Source organism: Paenibacillus sp. FSL R7-0312 (genome assembly GCF_038004445.1).
Taxonomy (GTDB): Bacteria; Bacillota; Bacilli; order Paenibacillales; family Paenibacillaceae; genus Paenibacillus_AQ.
On sequence record NZ_JBBORE010000001.1, the window covers coordinates 342684 to 361377 of the forward strand.

An 18694-nucleotide genomic window follows, 5' to 3' on the forward strand; every position below is an offset into this window, starting at 1 on the left:
TCGTCTCCCTTGTGTGTGTGTTGTTTGTAGTGTCCCTTGCTATAGATTCATTAAACCATTAACTTGTTTCTAACTTGTATCCGGATTGTAAAGAAGTAATTCCGAATCTGCACCAGGGGTTAACGTCTGTTCGGGACCGTAATCTGATACACCTCGGTGTACAGGATATCTCTAAACCGCTGGAATTCCTTCAGAGTAGCTGGCCGGGGATAGGTCATGATGCGCAGCGGCAGATCAGCTTGACCCGCGCGCAGCGGCGGCTGCACATAAGGGTACGGATTCAGATAAAAGCCCAGCCGCTCATAGAATCCGATCCTCCGCTGTTCCATTTCCCCCTCAGGCGGCTCCACCTCTAGAACCACCGGCTTGTCCGAACGGCTGATATAGCGGTTCATCAGCTTCTTGCCGATTCCCCCGCCCCGTATATCCGGGTTAACGGCAATATGCTCAACAAACCGCAATTCAGGGAATTCCCAGGCGGCCATAAAAGCGAGCGTCCGGTTCTCTGCATCCTTGTCGGTATACAGGTGATAATTCGGATTCGCCAGCAAAGCCCGCTGCCCGCTATAGGTTCTGATCTCACTTGCCGGAAAAGAAGCTTCCATAATGGCGAATATCTCATCAAAGGTTGTTCCGCTGATTGGCGACTGATTGCTCATTTTCTGCTGCCCGCTTTCTGCTGTTTCTATTGTGTGAAGCGTCTTGCTCTTTATTTTACCCGTAATTCCTGTCTGAATAACTTCATCGGAAGCTACATTAGACATGTCTGGACCTGCTTATATAAAAGATACCCGGAGGCATCATCTGATGGGCCTAGTCCATAGATGCGCCTACCGGAACCTTAGGATCAAAAATAAAAGCTGTCACAGAACATTCTTCGGTACCGTTATGGCGATTTAGCATCTGGTACTAGGAGAACGTGCTATACTATATTTATCAGATACATCATCATGTTTGCATAGGAGAGGTTCAATTGGATAATCAACGCTGGATCGCACCTGAATTCTACAATCTCACTTCGGAAATGGAGCAGCATCCTGAAGATAAGGTTGCCCTAAAATGGTTACAAGAGAACGGGGATTTCGAAGAAATCACCTATGGACGGCTTATGGCTCAGGCTAACCGTCTGGCCGGGGGGCTGTCAGGTCTCGGTCTGAAGCAAGGGGACCGTGTCCTGGTTATGGTACCACGCCGCATTATCGCCTACGTCATCTATCTGGCCTGCCTGAAGCTGGGACTTGCCGTTATTCCATCTTCTGAAATGCTGCGGGCCAAGGATCTGTCCTACCGGCTGCGCCACTCCGAAGCCCGCGCGGTCATTGTCTGGTCGGAGGTTACCGGTGAAGTAAACAAGATCGCCGAAGATCTGCCTTCACTGGACTATCGCCTGTCTGTCGGCGAAGCTGAGCTTGGCAACGGCTGGGTAGACCTGGAAGGCCTGATGGACGGACAATCCGACTCCTTCCCTGCGGTTGCCAGCCGCCGGGACGATATCGCCATCCTGGCCTATACTTCCGGCACAACCGGCAACCCGAAGGCCGTAGTCCATACCCACGGCTGGGGATATGCGCATCTGCGGATCACCTCTTCCCTCTGGCTGGATATCCGTGAATCGGATACTGTCTGGGCAACGGCCGCGCCGGGCTGGCAGAAGTGGATCTGGAGTCCATTCCTCACTGTACTCGGCAACGGGGCTACCGGCTTCGTCTATAATGGCCCTTTCCATCCGGACCGTTATCTTCAGCTGCTGCAGGATGAGAAGATCGGGGTATTGTGCTGCACACCTACAGAGTACCGTCTGATGGCCAAAACTGAAGGCCTCGCCCAGTACGATCTGTCGAATCTGCGTTGTGCGGTATCCGCCGGTGAGCCGCTGAATCAGGAAGTTATTCACACCTTCCAGCAGCACTTCGATATTACGATCCGCGACGGCTATGGACAAACTGAGAGCACCCTGATCATCGCGGCGCTGAAGGATGAGCCGATCCGTGTCGGCTCCATGGGTAAATCAATCGCTCCCGGTATTGTTGAAGTAATCGATGAGGAAGGACATCCGCTTCCTGCCGGGGTCGTAGGTGATATCGCCGTGCATCTGAGCATGCCTGCCCTGTTCCAGAATTACTACAAAGATCCGGAGCGCAAAGCAAACTGCTCGCACGGGGAGTATTTCGTAACCGGCGACCGGGCGCGCAAGGATGAGGACGGCTACTTCTGGTTCGAAGGCCGCGGGGATGATATCATCATCAGCTCTGGTTATACCATCGGGCCGTTTGAAGTAGAAGAAGCATTAATGAAGCATAGCCTGGTCAAGGAATGCGCAGTGGTAGCCAGTCCTGACGAGATCCGCGGCTCGGTCGTCAAAGCTTTTGTCGTGCTCAAGGACGGCCATGCCGGCACACCGGAGTTGGCCAAAGAGCTGCAGTCCCATGTCAAGGAACAGACTGCACCTTACAAGTACCCGCGCAAAATCGAATTCATTACGGATCTACCGAAGACAACCTCCGGCAAAATCCGCAGAATCGAGCTGCGTGAGCAGGAGAAGAAGGCTGCGCAAGAGTAGGCAGCAGCTTGGCCGGCAGCAGCAGGCTGGCTCCTGTTGATTGGAAGCGCGCCGGTAAGGGCAGTTTCTAACTAGCGGAAACAATAAAATCCCCGTTCCTACAGTGACGTAGGAACGGGGATTTTTGTGCTTTTACCTCAAGACAGCCTTAAGCTCTATCGAATACGAATCGAACCTTCCCGTCTCTGTATCCTTGTACCGCATTTGCCGCTGGACAGAAGCAGCAACGCTGTATACAGAATGACAAGAATAAGTGTGGTGACCAGACTCCCTTCCAGGCCGAACTTGCCCCCGGTCAGCAGATCATTTCCTTGTAAGGATATCGAATAGATCCCTTTGGGCGTATTCCCGCTCACCGCAACGCCATATATGTAGCCCTGGAACAGATTCCAGGAAATATGCAGCGCCATCGCAGCATACAAATTGCCTGTCCGGAGAGTAACCCAAGAGAAGATTAAAGCGATAATCACGATATTCAGTCCACTGATCCAGCTATATCCGGGATTCGCCATATGGGCAAGCGAGAATAAGATGGAGGTCAGGCCCACTGCGGCCGGAATACCGAGCCTTGAGGACAGCAGCTGCTGAAGGTATCCTCTGAATATCACCTCTTCGCAGATTCCGGCCAGCAGTGCCGTAATCACAATATCCGCCGCATCGAGCTGTCCGAACCGGGGCTGTGACCACTCTCCCTGAACCAAAGCATTCCCCAGACCCCATAGCACCAGCAGAATGGAGGATAGCAGCAGTGCTCCGCCTGCGAAGCCGGCAGCGAATCTCTTGCCGTCAGGCCTGGACAGTCCAATGCTGGACAGCGGACGCTTATGTATTATTCGTACCGTATAACACACGGCAATAAACGAATAGATGGCTGTAGATTTGAAGACACGCACCCAGCCGTCCGGATCGAATAGTCCTGTGGAACCCACGCGCAGCGATAGACCAAAGGAGACAATTACCGTTAGAAGCGCAATAGCCCCGCCGACACATAAAATCTCCCAGCCTGCTCTGAGCTGCCCGTTCCGGTTCCTGAATAGAAATTGCATGTGCAGTCACCCTTCCCTTCCTCATCCTCTCATCCTTTAGACGGACCGAAAGGGAAGGGCCCTGCAAAACAATTGAATATATGCCAAATAATCCAGAGCTGCAGCTTCTTACTCCGACCAGTACTTCGCATCCGGATTCAGTGTCGCGCCTACCTCGCCTTCCGTTACCAGATCACAGTCCAGGTAGCCCTCTTCATCCAGGAAATATACCTCCTGCTTATAGAATTCGCACAGGGTCTCCAGGAATTTCTCCGGTGAATCATACATGGTCACCAAATCGCCGTAGTCATGCAGCAGGTCGCATACCCGCTCGACCCCATCCTCAGACCGGTAGTAGCAGATAAAATCACTGCCGTAGTTCGTCAGCAGCGGCAGCACGACCCCGCCGCCGGCATAGCCCTTCTCCTGCAGGATACCTGACAGTAGCGCCACCTCCTGGCCGTATTCCCCGATATGAATCAGCCGGTAGCCCGGAATGAATTCAACCAGGCTGGGGTCCTCTTCGCTGCTGCCCGTTCCCAGAACAGTGTCATAGATTGCCTGTAAAATCAGAGGAACCTCGGGGGCATACTCTGAAATAGCGGCACTACCTCCTGCCTGGGCCTTGCCCAGACTGGCGGTGTAGCCGGGCCGCAAATGCGCGGACAGCTCCAGGAATTCCTGAAATTTAGGAGTAAGCATGAAATCATCCTTTTCTTGAGTGAAATAGTTATATAGCAAATGCCGGCTTACAGTGCACCTGTATGAACATCATCGGCCATCCCGGTTGGGAGCCGGCAGGCTTTTATACTTATGAATTTCTTCCCGCAGCCGGTCCGCAATCATCCCCCTGGTGGAAATGACTCCCAGTCCACAGCATCCTTCCAATACTCATAATCCTTCCACTTATCACACCAAAAAGCGGATCGATAAGGAAGGACCCCCCATCTCTCCGCTTGCTGTGCTCTACCTATTTGGTAGCCGAAACCCACATTTTCTCCAGCCATTCATCGAAATTCTCGCCCTTCTCGCCTTCGTAGGCATCGTAGACGTCAATCCGCATCTTCTTGAGCTTCTCTTTGAACTCTTCGTAAGAATGGTCTTTCGGAAGACTCTTCTTAATCCGCAGAATAATCTTCGATACCCCTCTGAACAGTTCGGCCTTGTTCTTCGACGGAACCTTGACCTCTTCGCCGAAGGCTCTCAGCTTGTTGTACGCGGCTTCTTGAACGGTATATACAGGATCGCTGATCATCAGACGATTAAGGATATCAATAATTTGTTTGTGGTTGTAGCGGCCCAGCTCTTCCACTGCTTCAAGACGCGCTCTCCAATCTGCGGAGCGGCCGGCGGCTTTCTTCAGTTCCTCATAATTCTCTGGCAGCTCTTGGATTACTTCTTCATTATTCAAACGATACAATCCCCTTCTTGGTTAAATCTGATATATAGAACGTTTATCTTACATAGTGCAATTCTACAGTACTGTACTCCTTGATTTCAATCTTTTGTACAAACATTCATGCGATTCCGGAGCAACCGGCAGATCTTACTCATTTCCTCCGGCATTCCCCGCCTCAACACCAGGAACAGCAGCAGGCTTGCCTGCCTCGATAAGCACCTTATTACCCAGCAGGAAAAAGCCTTGGATAAACAGCAGCATTCCCGTAATGATCAGCAGCCATTCAATCTGTATGAGATCGGCCAACGGCCCGAAGACCAGCATGCCCAGCGGCATCATAGAACTCGAAATCATACCCAGCACCCCGAAGACCCGGCCCAGGTAATCCGGCTCCACCTTCTCCTGCAGCAGAACTGTGGAGGGGGTATTGAAGAACGGCAGCGCCAGTCCCACCAGCCCCATTACGGCAAGATAAATCCAGAAGACCGGAATTACACCCAGCGCAAACGTACATAACCCGACGGCAAGGGCCGATAGGGTCATCGTATGAACCCGGTTCCGGAACCCCGGCCAGACGGCCATCAGCAGCCCGCCAAGCATCATCCCGATCGAGAACGTAATCTCAATGGCGGTCAGCCGCCAGATATCCCCGCCAAAGGTTCGCGTAACCTGCAGCGGAGTCAGAAACGACACCGGGGCCGCCAGCACAAAGAAAAAAGCACAGAAAATAAAAAAGCTTCTAATATAAGCATGCTGCCGGATATAGCTGAAGCCCTGGCGCAGATCACTCAAATAGCTGAGTGTCTGCTCTGCAGCAGCTTTGGCATGAAGCGGCACCTGCACGAAGAAGAACATCGTCATAACCGCCACTGCAGCAGTAATCACATCGATGAAAAATATAATTTCAATACTTGCCATGCTCAGCAGGGCTCCGCTCAGCATCGGGGACAGCAGCATTACCATCGCCTGAATGCTGCCGTTGATTCCGCTGATCCGGGTCAGTTTGTCTTCCGGCACCAGCTGCGGCAGCATGGCCGCTACAGCCGGTGTCTGCACTCCGCCTCCAAGCGCCCGCAGGGCAGACACCACAAAAAGCAACCACATCTGGTCGTATCCCAGCAGAAACAATATCGCCAGAACCAGCGTCGAAGCTGCAATAATGGAATCCGAGAGGACAATCAGCCATTTGCGGCTGTAACGGTCTGCCCAGACGCCTGCAAAGGGCGACAGCAGAAACATCGGCACAAATCCGCAGATAATCGCTAACGTCATCATGACTCCGGACTGTGTGTTCAGGGTAATATACCAGAGAATCGCATACTGGACCAGTGAAGACCCGAATAGCGAGACGGTCTGGCTGGTAAGGAAAAAGGCAATATTTTTCTTCCAGTCAGTGTTCATTGTCAGGGGATTCCTCCTCTTTCTCAGCACTTTAGAGTCATATTCTAGCATAGTTCCACAGCGCTACCTAATGGTTTTGATTAAGCAGTAACGGCTTTGCCGTCTTTTTTAGGGCGGTACCGTTTCAGCGAGAAAGATAAGGATAAAGATAAGGATAAAGATAAGGATAATTCATGCGCAGGGGATATAAATTCTTATCTTTTAAATAAATCTGCAAAAGTATAGTATGTATAAACTGATCAGCACGCAGTAATAGGAGGCATACCATCCATGAAAGCCATCGCCATTCTTGAGTTCGGCCCCGCTGGAAACTTAATAGAGCTTGATATCCCTGTTCCCATTCCGGGTGAACAAGAAATTCTGATTGAAATGTATGCGACTTCTGTTAATCCGGCGGACATGAAGGTCAGGGAAGGCTTATTGTACGCTGGTAGCGGTCATACTGCATCCTTTCCGCTAATCCCCGGAATAGACGTTGCCGGAGTGGTAGTGAGTACAGGCAGTGGAGTAAGCCGGTTCAAACCGGGTGATGCGGTGTTTGGGCTGATGCAGGTTATGGAAGGCGGTGCCTACGCGGAATATACACTGGCACACGGTCAGGAGCTGGCGCCGATTCCCCCGGGCTTATCCTTTGAAGCAGCTGGGGTTCTGCCGGCTGCCGGACTTGCCGCCTGGCAGGCACTGGCCAGTGCCAAGGTCTCCAGCCGGGACCGCGTGCTGATTCATGACGGTGCGGGAGGTATAGGCAGCTTGGCTATACAGCTTGCCAAGCTCCGGGGAGCTACCGTGATTACGACGGTAAGCGGCGATGAGCTTGATCTGGTCTGGGGCATCGGGGCCGACCAGGTGATAGACTGCCAAGAGCAGGATTTCGCCGCCATTCTCGGCCAGAGCATAGATGTTGTAATCGACACCGCCGGAGGTCTCATCCTGAACCGGAGCTTCGCAGTTCTTGCAGGCGGCGGGAGGCTGATCTCCACTGCGGAGCGGCCTGACCCGGTACAAGCGGCGGCCGGGGACATCACTGCAGCGTACCTCACTCCCGCCGCCGACCCTTTTCAGTTAGCCGAGCTGGCCCGGCTGACGGCCGAGCGCCGGCTGAAGCTGCTAATCGGCCAGTCCTTCCCGCTCACTGCAGAAGGACTGCGCAGCGCACATCTGCTCAGTGAAGGCCGGCTGGTTCAGGGCAAAATAGCCATCACTATCAAATAACGGTCCGGCAATGCACATGCCCGTTCATCGCCCAGGTTCCCTCAATTCAGTTGAAATCCCTGCACCAGCACGACTAGCAGCACAGCCACAAGAATGCCGGGCAGAAGATTGGCTACCTTGATCTTGGTAATTCCCAGCAGATTCAGGCCGATTGCCATAATCATAATGCCGCCCGCAGCGGTCATCTCTGCAATGATGTCATTTAACAGCGCATCAGGCACAAACCGGGTGATCTGTGTAGCGAGTAGAGCAATAATTCCTTCATATAGAACAACAGGGATGGCCGAGAACAGAACCCCTACCCCCAACGTCGAGGTCAGAATAATCGAAATGAATCCGTCCATAATCGCTTTGGTATACAGAATCTGATGATCACCTTTGATGCCGCTGTCCAGCGCTCCGAGAATAGCCATTGCACCGACAACAAACACCAAGCTTGCCGTAACGAATCCCAGCGAGATGCTGCCCTGTCCGCCTGCCCCCACTCTGCGCTCCAGCCAATTCCCTGCACGGGTGAACTTGTCCTCAATGTTGATCCATTCACCAGCTACCGCTCCAATCACTAGGCTTAGAATGACAATCAGGAAATTCCCGCTTTTGAGGCCCATCTGCACCCCAAGCACGACAATCGCCAGTCCAATCCCGTTCATCACCGTATTCTTCATGCTCTCCGGTATGCGTTCCAGCAGCTTCCCCAGCATTGTTCCGATAATAATAGCTACTCCATTCACCAAAGCTCCCAACAGCACCATCGCTCAGCAGTTCCCCTAACTATAATTTCTCTCTTATCCTAGCATTATAGGGGTAACAGGCACCGTAGCGTCAAGAGTGTTGCCGGCTGAGCAGATGCACAGCGCCTATCAGGATGACATCGCCAGATTAAATTGACAGATTTCTGTTAACGATGGTACGCTCACTAATATCATTCTCTAAATACAAGTAGAAACGGCCAGCCTTCCTGTGAAGGACGGTATCCGTTTAAGCGGGAAAGATAAGGACATTTTAATGCGTCAGGCATATATATTCTTATCTTTGAACAAATCCGGTGCGGATCTGTTCAAAGCCAAGTAAGGAGAGTCTCTATGAGTGAACGGCCTACCCTCGATAAGGGGAGCTTATCTAAGGAAACATTACTTCTTCTTGCGCTTTTAACTTCTGAGAATATCAATGAAACGGCACACCAGAATCCGCGGCTGTTCACGGGCCTGGACTGGGATGTATTCTTGCGGCTTACCTTGCATCACCGGGTATATCCATATTTGTACCCGAAGCTCAGCCGGATGGATGGGGATGTGATTCCTGCCAGCGTCCTGGAGCGGATAAAAATGGAATATCGCCGCAATACCGTCCAGATGCTTCAGCTCAGCGGTGAAATGAGTAATCTCGGCACTCAGCTGGCCGAATTGAATATCCGCTGCCTGTTCCTCAAGGGTCCGGTGCTTGCGCAGGCGTTGTACGGAGATATCTCGCTGCGGACCTCACGGGACCTTGATTTCCTGGTGCCGATGGCGCAGCTGCAGGATACGGAAGCCCTGCTGATCCGTCTGGGGTATGTGAAGGAAGAGACGTTCGAGAGCATACTCGGAGACTGGAAATGGCGTGAGCATCATACTACATTCAATCATCCGGTCAGTAAGATCAAGGCGGAGGTACACTGGAGATTAAGCCCGGGGCCGTCCAAAGAACCCGATTTCGATACCCTGTGGAAGCATGCGCGGACAAGCAGCCCATTCGGCCGCAATGTCCATTATCTGGGCCAGGAGGATCTGTTCCTGTTCCTGGCTGCCCATGGAGCCAGACATGGATGGTCCCGGCTGAGATGGCTGCTGGACATCAAAATGCTGCTGTTGCAGCAGCCGGACTCCGCTGTATTGACCCGGCTGCTGCGGCGCTACAATTACAGCGCTGTAGGCGGACAGGCACTTATTCTGGCAGCCGGTCTGCTGGAGGCAGAGATAGAGCCCGGACTGTCCGCTCTGACGGACCAACCCAAAGCCCGCAGTTTAGCGCAGCGCGCCTTGTTCTATGTGGCACGGATGGTCAATCTGCACAACCCTCCGCTGGAGCCGGAGGTCGAGCGTCATTATAAATATTATCAGCCGGCGATTCTATCCCGCTGGCATCAGGTGCTCTATGTAACCGGCTTTATGTACCCTTACGCAGCGGATGCGAAGACACTGCCGCTGCCGGAGGTGCTGCATTTCTTGTATTTCCCCCTGCGTCCTTTCCTGTGGAGCTGGCGGAAGATGACGGGTGCAGAGAAACGGATATAACGAGCGGGATGCGGTAACCGCACTTTACTCAACAACCACGCGAGTTGCCGGTCAATCGCTGGCGGGACTGGGCAGACTGCTGGGACTTGCGGGCGGGACTAACGGAATAGACACTTAAACCCTTAAACACTAAAAACCCTCACTTCTGATTGATTGCCGGCAAAATCGAGTCAATGCGGACATAAGTGTACCCTTAAGTAAGCAATATTGGCAGAAATGTTGTACGTTTTGCAACTTTGATTTCTGGATCGCAGGGTTTGCGGGAGGATTGTTGTACAAAATACAAGAATAATCCTGCAAAGCCGCTTGAGAACGGCGAAATGCTGCATTTTTATACGAAAATAAACGCAGGCTTTAGTAGGCATGAGCTTAGCCCGTGTTTTAAAAGTAACTCTTTCGGGATAAACTTACTCTTAAAGGCGCAAAAAGTCCCCCTACCCCAATCTTGAGCGATTTTTTAAAAATCAGCTCGTTTCGGGGGACGTCACTTGAACCGTTAAGCCTAACTTTTCGATTTGTTTCAAGTAATAAGCTAACGCCTTTTCCTTGGACGTGCTCTCCGGCACGTCTTTTTCTTCGTATCCGCATCTGTTTTTCATTAAGCTCCACCGCAGTAACGCCCAGCATAGGCCAAAGACAATATAGGGGAGGGGCTAATTAGCCCCTCCCCTATATTGCTTCCTCCTGCCCGCTAAGCAGACGGCTGAACATGCCGCCCTTCTCTGAAGCCAGGCCGCTGTATATCCCCTGCTGGATCACCCGTCCCTGGTCGATGACCAGAATCTGATCAGCTCCCCGGATGGTGGACAGGCGGTGGGCAATGACGATGACCGTCACGGAAGCCTTCAGGCGCTCCAGTGCCTCCTGAATCCGCTTCTCGTTCTCGGTATCGAGCGCACTTGTCGCTTCATCGAGCACAAGGATGGACGGCTTGCGGATAATCGCGCGCGCGAGCACCAGACGCTGCCGTTCCCCGCCGGACAGGCGTACGCCGCGGTCGCCGAGCAGCGTATCCAGTCCATCCGGAAGCTTGCGGACAAAGTCAGCCGAAGACGCAAACTCCAGCGCCTCCCACAATTCCGCTTCCTCCGCATCCGGCTTGATCATCGTCAGATTGTCGCGGATGGTCGCATTGTACAGAAAAGGGTCCTGCGCAACATACCCGATGGATCTCCGGTAGGACAGCAGCCTCTCACCTGTGATAGGCGCACCGTCAGCCAGGATCTCGCCGGTCTCCGGCTGCATCAGTCCCATGAGCAGATCAACGAGCGTGCTCTTCCCGGCGCCCGAACGTCCAACTATGGCGGTCATCTTCCGGGCCGGAATCAAGACATTTACGTTCTGAAGCGAATACTCCGATTCATGCGGATGATAGCGGAAGTCAACATTTCTAGCTTCAAGACTATGCTTCAAGATCATAGGGGCTACAGCTTCCCCGCCTTCCACCCGGTCATGCTCCACAGCGGCAAGACATTCGTCTTGCAGCAGCTGCAGCTGCTTGAAGGAGGGCAGTACGGAGGCGAGCTGCTCCATCAGCGACTGCAGGGTAGAGAATGTCGGCCACAGCCGGGTAAATACCAGAATAACCAGCAGCAGATTAGGACCCTCTGCTTGCATAAACCGGAAGGAGACAAAGATAAACACGGCAATCAGCAGTGTAGAGGACAACTTGTACAGCAGCTGTGAGTTCGAACGCAGGCGGGTATAGTCCAGTTGCTCTTGCTTCACCTCTCCGGTGAAGGCATGCAGCCACTCCAGCCGGGAATGCTCCAGATTATTGCTTTTGATATCCTTGATTCCGTTCAGCTGATCCGTAATTCCGCCCAAGTAGGTCTTGCCAAGCTCCGTGCTGCGGCTGCCCAGCTTCTTAGCCTTACGAATGAAGCGGCGGGAGAACAGGGACAGCAGGACAGCGCAGACGAGTACGGAGAGCGTCATCTTGGGGGACAGCCAGAAGGCGAAGCCGATCTGCACCAGCGTGAATAGCAGCGAGGTAAGAAACTGCAGGAAGCAGCTGATGCCGGCAAGCACTCTGGCCAGTTCCGTGGTCATCACGTTGATCAGATCGGAGGTGCGCTTTTTCAGAAAAAAAGACCATTCGGCCCTCAGCAACGCGCTGTATACCTCATAACGCAGCTGTCTGCCGTAGGTCTGCTGAATCTCCACATTGCGGATGGCCACGGACCGTGAGATCAGATTCTGGCAGAGCACAATCAATACATAACTGCCAAGCACCAGCAGGAGCGCCGTGGTCTGCGGCAGTTCGGAGATGAAGCCAAGCATCGGAAGATGAAGACCGGTGGTGGCTGTGCCGCCTAACTGAATACCAGCCATACCCAGCATAGGTACAAGCAGCAATATGGCAGAGCTCTCCAGCAGACCACTGATCACCATACCGGACAAGTTGAGATATAGTTTAGCTCCAGACAAGCGCTGAAGCTGCCGGAAATAATAGATTATCGCTTGCATGGGCCCACCTCGATCACTCAGCTTGTAACACTTTGGCGAATTTCTCCACAACCACGAATCCCTGCATGGCATCATCACCGGAGACATAATACGCCCCGCTTCGCAGCCAGGCATGGGCAATCATCTGTCCCTGCTTATCCCGCGCCACCCCCATATAGAGGGTGCTCTCAATCCCCCGCTTCTCCAGCATCTTCAGACCGGCTACGGCTCTGACCATACAGGTGCTTTTCCAGGGCGTATAGCGGCTGATCACCCGAATGGCCTTCGTGATCTGCTGAATGCGGGGAATATCCGTGTCTTTGGATACCGCCGGAGTCTCCAGGGATTTCACCCCGAGCTGCGGAGCCGTCTTGGCAAAAGGAAATAGCAGCTGGATTCTAACCAGGAAAAGCCGCCATAACGCCTCAGGAATCAGCGCCAGCGCGGCTTTGTCATACTTCAGCAGTAAACCGATGCGCCGGAGGGTAATCATGGCCCGTTGACGATGGCGACAAGATCCTCATTCAGCAGATTCTGCACAAAATCAACTACGTCCTGCTGTGCCAGCTCCGCCGGAACCTCAAAGATCTCCTGCATGATCTCGGCAATCCGGCGGATGGACACCGGTGAAGCCAAGGCTTCCCAGATCTCGCCCCCGACCTCGCCAAGGTTGTAATACTTACCGTTCTTCACATTCAGCATCACCTTCTCGCCATCCATGTCACTGGCGATATTGCCTTCCCGCTGAACCAGAACCGAATCAAGGGACAGGACTGCTGCTGTATCCATATTCATATTTTCATCTCCTTCACCTTTTGGGTAATCGTCTCAAAGATCAGCTCCGTCTGCTTTGGTACATTGAAGCCCTGCTCCGGACGGGTCAGCCGGTACATCGGCAGCCGGTTAACGAATGAGGCCAGCATACTGAAATGCCATTCCCTGACCCCCATGGGGTCCACCAGCGCTTTTTGGTAAGTATGATTATATAAGGTATGAAGCCTCTCCAAGCCGCTGATAGCCTCCACTGACACCGGCCCGTCCTGTACGGACAATTCAAATATTCCTGCAAGCGGCAGCGGTTCAGTCTGGAACCGGTCATAAACGGGTATGGCAAACTTGGTCTCCCGCTTAAACAACGGGCGGTATGCAGACGAATTCATTCCCAAATAGTCCAGGCTTTGCTGCCACAGCTTCTGCTGCGGATAACCTGGAACAGCTAATGGAGTTCCATTATGCACCAACACGGGAATAACGTCGTCACTGACCAGGAGATGTCCCTGATCCATTAAATAGGAGGCAAGCGTAGATTTGCCCGCTCCCGAACGCCCGACCAGCGCGTAAGCCTTATTCTCCAGAACAAGTGAGCTTCCATGAAGAGCCAATACGCCTTTTTGCATCAGAAGAACACCCATGCAGCTGCCCAGAATGAACAGGCGGATGCTATCCGGATCAGCATGGACTGCGGGAGATACGGTAATGGTGCTGCCATTCTGTATGGAAAAGACAGCTGTGCCTTTAACCATGAACATCACTTCTTGCTCTGCCATACCCAGATTCCGTGAAATCTTCGGTATCGCCTCCCAGCGCTCAGACAAATCAGCCTCCACAACAGATACGCTGCCCAACCTTCCGGGCTGCTCCGTACGGGGAAGTTCCGGCAAGGGGAATTCACTGAGAATTTGCAGACCAAAAGCCTTATACCCCAGGCATTGCACTGTGCTCGCCATACGGTTCACTCCACCTTTATCAATTTCACCCGGCTGCCTGCCGGTGATGTGAGGATAGCCCTTATCCCCCTCCAGCAAGCTAAGAGGGATGAGGGCCGGGATGTTGCCAAGCAAAACTAGGAGTGATTAACGATTTCTTCCGGATCCGATTGGAAGGAGTCGGCAATAGCGATCCCAGGTCCAGCCATAGTCATTTTAACATCCAGAACTTCCAATGCAGGCTTGCTGTATTCCTTTTTCATATTTGTCACCCCCTTTCAAGAAACATCCATCAGGTCACACGCTTCAGAAAGCGGTAGAACACCAGTCCTCTCGTAAGAAGGCGGAAATCCGTGTTGAATATTAATAATGGTGCGGGCTCACTACCCAGCCGGTCTAAACACCCGGCGAGCCCGGCATGATTCAAGTAAGAGGAAATCCGGGGGTCCTGAAGCATCTCCTTTAGCTCCTGCAGGAACATCTGCCATTGGGGCAGCATACGTGTAATCCCATCTGCTCCCTGTATACCGCGCCGCGTCTGGTTTAGTCTGACCTTGTCCGGCAGCCGTCCTTCCATGGCCCGGCGGATTAACGAGCGGTCCACTCCGTTCTGGACGTATTGCCCTTCAGGGACAGATAGGCAGAAGTTGATGACACGCAGATCATTCGTAGGGTCACGATCCCATACCCTGTACTTCAGCGACAGCTTGGTAGCTGCCGTTCCATTCACATTCCAGATATGCGGCTGCTGGAAATGCTGTCTGCGGATATCGTATACCGTCTGAGACGAAGGAATTCCCTCAAGCTCTCTCAGCTTCTCTTGCACCCCTGTCCGCCGTGCGAATTCAGGATGAATCAGCTCTGGAGGGGCCTCCTGCTTCCCGGAGATCAGCTGGCCCAGGCCGGGGAACACCTTGCGGCCGACAATCTTCAGCATTTTCTTGCGGCTTGCCCCCATCGAACGACTGTAAAGCTTGTTCTCCCGGTAGAAGGAGATCCAGTGAAATTCGCGCAGCAGCTTCGCCTGGTAATCCAGTGCAGGCCCCCAGGAGATACTCCAGTTGCCCCGTTGTCCACTGAGCAGAACACCGGCGCCTTTCATTTGTGCTTGTTCATATATGCCTTTGAGCCAATAGGAATTCTCTATGAATTTGTAGGGCATCTCCATAATATCCAGCCATTCGTCAATTTCACCATAAGGGCTCCGGTCAGGAAAGTTCAAGAAGCTGGGCTGAATGTTCCCCACATGGTCGATGGTCTCTTGAATATATGGACGCTCATCGGTGACCCGCTGGCCTAGTTTAAAACCTGTAAAATTGTCCAGCGGATAAGAGCTGAATGTAAATAATGGCTTGCCGCGGCGTCGGAGCTCCTCTGCAGCGAAGCTGACCACTGAGCCGGAATCCAGTCCGCCGCTCAGATTGGCGCCTACGGCGAGATGGGTCCGCAGCCGATCTCTGACTGCCTGCCCAAATACCTCACGGAACGCTTCCTCGTATTCCCCGTTACCGCGAAGCCTTAATGGAGTCGGAGTCCGGAAGGTGTAATACTGGGAGAAGGAAACCCCCTTCGCGCTGACTGTAACCGAGTGGGAAGGCGGCAGCTGTTCCACCCCTTGATAAACCGTGGAGAACATATCTGCCACATCGTTCCGGGCCTGGCTCGCCAGATACTCTGAAATCCAGCCTTCGTTCAGACCCTGCTGACCATCAGGCAAAGCCAGCAAGGGATGAATTACGGTACAGAAGGAGAACTCTCTGCCGGAACGGCGAAAGTAAAGCGTCCGGTTACCCGAGAAATCCCTGGCCCCAAACAGCGTCCGCTTGCGCGCATCCCAGATCATGAAGGCAAAGTCACCGACCAGATGAACCGGCGCCTCTCCCCCCCATTTCTCATAGGCCAAGAGAATCAGCAGACTGTCTGGAATGGAATCACGATCTTCCCGGACAACCTGAAGTTGTCCGAACAGTTCGCTGCGGTTATCAATGATTGCATCAGCCACAATCGCCAGCCCGCGCTGCGGATCATAATAGGGGAGAATCTCATTCCTTGACTGTGGGGTAATCCACTGCGAACGGCAGCCGAGGAAGAGTCCCTCCGCCCTCCAGGATCTGTCATCATCAGCCGGATAACGCTGCAGCTGCTGCATAAGGCGCGGACCCAGCTCCGGGTCCAGCGGCCCATGCTGCATAGAATAGATCCCGGCGATTGCGCTCATTGTACGACCTCCAGCTGTCTAAGAATTCGATATTCGTTCTTAATAATGAACACTTCTTACTATATAAGATAACGTTCTTTCCATTGATTGTGAATAGTACCAGAGAGTACTTTTAGGTAGCCTTCAGCGTATTGACTTATCACTAGCTATATGATATATAGCAACTGAGTGAAGACCTATATAAGTTTGCTAAAAAAATAGCTTCACTGATTAGCTTCATTAATATGTAACTCTATATAATACTCACGCTTAGAATACATATCTCTCTAGGAGCTGAACTTATGCCTATTCATCCGATTGACCCGATCCTCATCTCCATGCCGGAGAGCTTTGAAAGCAGCCGCCTACTGATCCGTGCCGCTCTATGGGGAGACGGCGCCGCTGTAAATGAAGCCGTCCAAGAGAGCATAGCCGAATTAAGCCCTTGGATGCCCTGGGCACAGCATATCCCGTCCGTGGAGGAATCCGAAGCCTCCCTCCGGAAGTCACGGCTGCAATTTCTGGAGCGCAAGGATATCCGGCTGCTGCTCGTGAACAAGGAGACCGGTCATCTGGTAGGCAGCAGCGGCCTGCACCGGATCGATTGGCAGGTGCGGAAATTTGAAATCGGTTATTGGGTCCGCACCTCCTGCGCCGGACAAGGTTATATCACGGAGGCGGTAAGTGCCATTGCCGATTTCGCCGTACAGGAGCTGCAGGCGGCCCGGCTGGAGATCCGCTGTGATTCCCGCAATACACAGAGTGCGCGGGTGGCTGAACGTGCAGGCTTCACTTTGGAAGGCATTCTGCGGAATGACAAATTAGATGTACAAGGCGCCTTAAGAGACAATATGATTTATTCGAAGGTTCGCGGGGTTGAATATTACTGAAGGAGCAGCTACCATGGATGATCTTCAATTTGTCTGTAATTATAAAGATCAGGAGCCGCTAAGAAACAGCTTTTTCGCTTTGGCTGCTGATACGTTTGAACTTGAGCTGGAGCGCTGGTATGAGCAGGGCTTCTGGGGGGAACGGTACATTCCTTATTCTTACGCGGAGGGACATCGGGTAATTGCAAATGTCTCGGTGAACCTGCTTGAGCTGATTATTTATGGTGTGAAGTCCCGCGCAGTGCAGATCGGGACGGTGATGACGCATCCTGACTACCGGGGACAGGGCCTGTCCGCCCGGCTGATGAACAAAGTGCTGGAGGTTTACGGACCACAGTGTGAATTCATGTATCTTTTTGCCAATGATACGGTAATGGACTTCTATCCCAAGTTCGGATTCCAGCCCGTAGAGGAGCAGATCTTCTCTATGAACTGCCCTCCCGGTTCAGCCGGGTCCGCAGGATCTGCGGGAATCCGCAAGCTGGATCTGTCCATAAGTTGTGATCTGAGCCTGGTCACCACCTTCGCAGCGCAGCGGCAGCCGGTATCTGAACGCCTTGGCGTCAGCGGCACCGATGGACTGCTGATGTTCTACTGCCTGAACGTCTTCGGCGGCAATCTATATTACCTGGAGGACGAGGAGGTCATCGCCATCTGCCTGCAGGAGAGCGGCCGGTTAGAGATTTACGATCTGATCAGCAGGAAGCCCGTCGCCGTCCGCGAAACCGCCATGAAGCTTGCGGATAACGCCACGGAGACTATAGTCTTCCACTTCACGCCAAGTGACGATAACCTTGAACTGGTGGGCAGGAGCTGCCCTAGCGGTTTGTTTGTGCGGAATCAGAGCAGTCTGCAGTACCCTGCGAACGTCAAACTTCCGGCAACATCCATCGCTTAAGCCAAGCAGTCATCACATAGGATTCAGAGTGTCATGAACTGCCCCTGCCGGGCCAGATATGCTTCCTTCTCTTTGTAGTCCGGCATTACACTTCCCAGGCGGCGCCAGAAGGAACGGTCATGATTCATATGCAGCAGATGACACAGCTCATGAATAATGACATAGTCGATCACCTCAGGCGGCGCCATGGCAAGGCGGTAGTTAAAGGTCAGTTTTTTATCAAAGCTGCAGCTCCCCCATTTGGTCCGCGATTCCACAATCTCGATACTCTTCGGCTTCACCTTCAGCTGTGCCCCATAACGGGTGATGCGCTCTGCAACGATTTTTTTCAGACTATTGAAATAAAACTTCTTCAGCGCAAGCTTCAGGCCCTCCGCATCCATATCATTGACGGCAATCAACTCATGCAGCGCATATTCCTTCCCCAGATAGAGGTATCTCTCTTCCCCCTGATACTCCTTGACCTTCGGCACCTGCCTGGCCGCCGCATTGCTGCGCAGCTTCTCCAGAATCTTCGGGCCGAGCCCTTCCACCGCACTGCGGATACTCTCTTCACTTGTTCCTGTAGGCACCTTAACGGTAATGAGATCTGATCCGTCAATCTGAACGGACATTTTCTTGCGCTTGGCATATTGAACATGGAGCGTAATCATCTGATCTTCGAGTTGAATCTGCATAGCCACCA

The 18694-nt window shown here is 52.8% G+C and carries 19 protein-coding genes; 6 read left to right on the top strand and 13 right to left on the bottom strand.

What is annotated here, in order from left to right; translation table 11 throughout:
- Positions 1–119: 119 nt before the first annotated feature.
- Positions 120–659: a GNAT family N-acetyltransferase gene (locus MKX70_RS01520; RefSeq protein WP_197073103.1), complete on the bottom strand. Its 540-nt coding sequence runs from the start codon at positions 657–659 to the stop codon at positions 120–122.
- Between the two features lie 365 nt (positions 660–1024).
- On the opposite strand from MKX70_RS01520, the gene MKX70_RS01525 reads away from it, so the two are divergent.
- Complete coding sequence (locus tag MKX70_RS01525) at positions 1025–2560, top strand: acyl-CoA synthetase (protein ID WP_042241523.1); 1536 nt, start codon at positions 1025–1027, stop codon at positions 2558–2560.
- Between the two features lie 155 nt (positions 2561–2715).
- Here the strand turns inward: MKX70_RS01525 and MKX70_RS01530 are convergent, their stop codons facing one another.
- The 4 genes from MKX70_RS01530 to MKX70_RS01545 form a co-directional block, all read right to left on the bottom strand.
- On the bottom strand, positions 2716–3606 hold the full coding sequence (locus MKX70_RS01530) for a CPBP family intramembrane glutamic endopeptidase (protein ID WP_042232647.1): 891 nt from the start codon (positions 3604–3606) through the stop codon (positions 2716–2718).
- Positions 3607–3714: 108 nt separating this feature from the next.
- Entirely contained in the window at positions 3715–4287 is a 573-nt protein-coding gene (locus tag MKX70_RS01535) for a hypothetical protein (RefSeq protein ID WP_042232645.1), read from the bottom strand.
- Positions 4288–4555: 268 nt separating this feature from the next.
- Entirely contained in the window at positions 4556–4996 is a 441-nt protein-coding gene (locus MKX70_RS01540) for a HEAT repeat domain-containing protein (protein WP_039306501.1), read from the bottom strand.
- 135 nt (positions 4997–5131) lie between these two features.
- Positions 5132–6385, bottom strand: coding sequence for an MFS transporter (locus MKX70_RS01545; protein ID WP_042232642.1), 1254 nt, complete (start codon positions 6383–6385; stop codon positions 5132–5134).
- A gap of 270 nt (positions 6386–6655) precedes the next feature.
- On the opposite strand from MKX70_RS01545, the gene MKX70_RS01550 reads away from it, so the two are divergent.
- Complete coding sequence (locus MKX70_RS01550; RefSeq protein ID WP_042232641.1) at positions 6656–7597, top strand: NADP-dependent oxidoreductase; 942 nt, start codon at positions 6656–6658, stop codon at positions 7595–7597.
- Positions 7598–7638: 41 nt separating this feature from the next.
- Here the strand turns inward: MKX70_RS01550 and MKX70_RS01555 are convergent, their stop codons facing one another.
- Entirely contained in the window at positions 7639–8349 is a 711-nt protein-coding gene (locus MKX70_RS01555) for a DUF554 domain-containing protein (protein WP_042232639.1), read from the bottom strand.
- Between the two features lie 330 nt (positions 8350–8679).
- Between MKX70_RS01555 and MKX70_RS01560 the strand changes: the two genes are divergently transcribed.
- Positions 8680–9870, top strand: coding sequence for a nucleotidyltransferase domain-containing protein (locus MKX70_RS01560; protein WP_042232637.1), 1191 nt, complete (start codon positions 8680–8682; stop codon positions 9868–9870).
- Complete coding sequence (locus tag MKX70_RS01565; protein ID WP_156122929.1) at positions 9851–9988, top strand: hypothetical protein; 138 nt, start codon at positions 9851–9853, stop codon at positions 9986–9988. Before MKX70_RS01560 ends, MKX70_RS01565 begins: the two co-directional genes overlap by 20 nt.
- Positions 9989–10539: 551 nt before the next feature.
- Here MKX70_RS01565 and MKX70_RS01570 read toward each other — a convergent pair.
- The 6 genes from MKX70_RS01570 to MKX70_RS01595 all read right to left on the bottom strand — a co-directional run bounded on the left by MKX70_RS01570 (position 10540) and on the right by MKX70_RS01595 (position 16242).
- Positions 10540–12339 carry an ABC transporter ATP-binding protein gene (locus MKX70_RS01570; RefSeq protein WP_042232636.1) on the bottom strand — a complete coding sequence of 600 codons (1800 nt, stop codon included), beginning with the start codon at positions 12337–12339 and terminating at the stop codon, positions 10540–10542.
- 13 nt (positions 12340–12352) lie between these two features.
- Positions 12353–12811, bottom strand: a complete 459-nt coding sequence (locus MKX70_RS01575) for a lasso peptide biosynthesis B2 protein (RefSeq protein WP_042133659.1) — start codon at positions 12809–12811, stop codon at positions 12353–12355.
- On the bottom strand, positions 12808–13107 hold the full coding sequence (locus MKX70_RS01580; protein ID WP_042241519.1) for a lasso peptide biosynthesis PqqD family chaperone: 300 nt from the start codon (positions 13105–13107) through the stop codon (positions 12808–12810). Before MKX70_RS01580 ends, MKX70_RS01575 begins: the two co-directional genes overlap by 4 nt.
- A 2-nt stretch (positions 13108–13109) precedes the next feature.
- Positions 13110–14045, bottom strand: coding sequence for a hypothetical protein (locus MKX70_RS01585; RefSeq protein WP_042241517.1), 936 nt, complete (start codon positions 14043–14045; stop codon positions 13110–13112).
- Positions 14046–14161: 116 nt separating this feature from the next.
- Complete coding sequence (locus MKX70_RS01590) at positions 14162–14287, bottom strand: paeninodin family lasso peptide (RefSeq protein ID WP_042232634.1); 126 nt, start codon at positions 14285–14287, stop codon at positions 14162–14164.
- A gap of 29 nt (positions 14288–14316) precedes the next feature.
- Positions 14317–16242 carry an asparagine synthase-related protein gene (locus MKX70_RS01595; protein WP_340839411.1) on the bottom strand — a complete coding sequence of 642 codons (1926 nt, stop codon included), beginning with the start codon at positions 16240–16242 and terminating at the stop codon, positions 14317–14319.
- A gap of 281 nt (positions 16243–16523) precedes the next feature.
- Here MKX70_RS01595 and MKX70_RS01600 point away from each other — a divergent pair, with 281 nt between their 5' ends.
- Positions 16524–17111 carry a GNAT family N-acetyltransferase gene (locus MKX70_RS01600; RefSeq protein WP_340780955.1) on the top strand — a complete coding sequence of 196 codons (588 nt, stop codon included), beginning with the start codon at positions 16524–16526 and terminating at the stop codon, positions 17109–17111.
- 13 nt (positions 17112–17124) lie between these two features.
- Positions 17125–18009 (top strand): GNAT family N-acetyltransferase, encoded by an 885-nt coding sequence (locus tag MKX70_RS01605; protein ID WP_340839413.1) that lies wholly within the window; start codon positions 17125–17127, stop codon positions 18007–18009.
- A 23-nt stretch (positions 18010–18032) separates the two neighbouring features.
- Here MKX70_RS01605 and MKX70_RS01610 read toward each other — a convergent pair whose 3' ends face one another.
- Entirely contained in the window at positions 18033–18686 is a 654-nt protein-coding gene (locus MKX70_RS01610; protein WP_042232628.1) for a M48 family metallopeptidase, read from the bottom strand.
- Positions 18687–18694: the final 8 nt, after the last annotated feature.